This is a genomic window from Actinoplanes siamensis (genome assembly GCF_016862395.1).
Taxonomy (GTDB): Bacteria; Actinomycetota; Actinomycetes; order Mycobacteriales; family Micromonosporaceae; genus Actinoplanes; species Actinoplanes siamensis.
Window position 1 is genome coordinate 1 of the sequence record NZ_BOMW01000132.1, and the last position, 1,462, is coordinate 1,462.

The following is a 1,462-nucleotide window of genomic DNA, read 5'->3' on the forward strand; positions in this document are numbered from 1 at the left end:
CTGAGTAAGGCGTGGGGGGCTTCGGTCGTGGGAACGGGGTTCTGGCGCGAAAATCGTGAAGCCGGCCGCGCGGTTGACCGCAGGGGACAACTATGTGCGTTCGCTCCGTAGAACGGCCAGTTCGTGGCTTGGGAACGACATGTTCCGCCACGCCTGTTTGTAGCCGGTCTCGCCGTATTGATCGAGCACTGCTTGGGCCATGTTCACTGCGGCTGTGATGAAGGCACGGACCGGAATCCGGGCAGCCCATCGGCGCTTCGCGCCGATCCAGGGGTCCTCCGCGTACTCGTCGGGCAGTCGAAGGATCTGGACGTAGACGTGTTCGGCGGCGCCGGTGAAGAGGAAGACATGAGCATGGGGTTCGTCGGACAGCCAGGCGAGGGAGGACCCGGATCCGAGGTGCAGATCGACTGCGGCCCGAAGGAGGCCCTGAAGTCCGTGGCCGGTGTAAGACGTGATCACCTGCAACTCGTCGTCATCAGCGATCCAGGTCAGCTTGGCCCAGCCGGAACCAACGATCTCCCAGCGCATATCGAATGAGGTGACGTCCACGAGCAGTACTTATACCGGATCTGGATTGGGCCATCGCCAGAGCCTCTCGAGCGTGCGAGGTTCCTGGCATGGGAATCATGACAGGAGTATTCGCTTCCTGAGCAGATCGAATCCGGGTCGGCCGTACATCTGTCGTTCGGTCATCTTGATGCGGTTGACGTTGCCTTCGACGGGTCCGGAGCTGAAGGGCAGGTTCAGCCCGGCGGTGACCGCGGCAAGGTCGGCGTTCAGGCCGGCGGCGAAGCGGCTGATGCCGGGCAGCGCGGCTTGTTCGGCCGCGGCGATCCACGCGGGGAGCCGTTCGCCGTGCAGGTGGGTCATCATGTCGGCGAAGGAGCGAACCAGGTCGACGGCGGATCGTAGCTCGGGACAGCGGGCGAGGATTCTGTGGAGGCGGCGATGAACCCGGCCATGGCTACCGGCCCATCGTGTCCTCGACCCAGAAGGCCAGACTGCGCTTGAGCACGTCACACCACCGCATCCGCAGCTCGGCGTTCTCCCTACGCAGCCAGGCCAGCTCCGTGCGGATCTGCCCGGCCAGGACGGTGTCGGTGGCCTGCCGGGCCGCCCGCGCCTCGGCGGTCGACGTCCAGTAGTAGTAACTCGACCGGGCCACGCCCAGGATCAGGCACAACCGCTTCACGCCGTAGCGCTCATGGTGGTCGGCGACGAACTGGAAGCGGTTCACCAGCGCGTCTCCCCGGCGAAATACCGGGCCGCCTTCCGCAGAATGTCGCGTTCCTCCTCCAGCTCCCGGACCCGCCGGCGCAGCTCGGCGTTCTCCGCCTCTACCGCACCCGGCTCCGGCTTCACCGCCGCTGCCGCTGGCCGTCCGGACCCGCCGTCACGGCGCTGGTCATCGGCGCGGACCCAGCTACGCGGCGTCTCCCGGTTGACCCCGAGATCGTGG

At 66.3% G+C, this 1,462-nt stretch carries 2 protein-coding genes and 1 pseudogene; all 3 read right to left on the reverse strand.

Going from position 1 to position 1,462, the window contains the following annotated elements; all coding sequences use genetic code 11:
• Window positions 1-90 precede the first annotated feature (90 nt).
• Window positions 91-552: a hypothetical protein gene (locus Asi03nite_RS37390; RefSeq protein WP_203685239.1), complete on the reverse strand. Its 462-nt coding sequence runs from the start codon at window positions 550-552 to the stop codon at window positions 91-93.
• A gap of 75 nt (window positions 553-627) precedes the next feature.
• Window positions 628-1,023, reverse strand: a complete 396-nt coding sequence (locus Asi03nite_RS37395) for a transposase (protein ID WP_203685240.1) — start codon at window positions 1,021-1,023, stop codon at window positions 628-630.
• Window positions 1,024-1,140: 117 nt separating this feature from the next.
• A pseudogene (locus Asi03nite_RS39070) lies at window positions 1,141-1,302 on the reverse strand (IS3-like element IS3502 family transposase); the annotation flags it as partial.
• Window positions 1,303-1,462 lie beyond the last annotated feature (160 nt).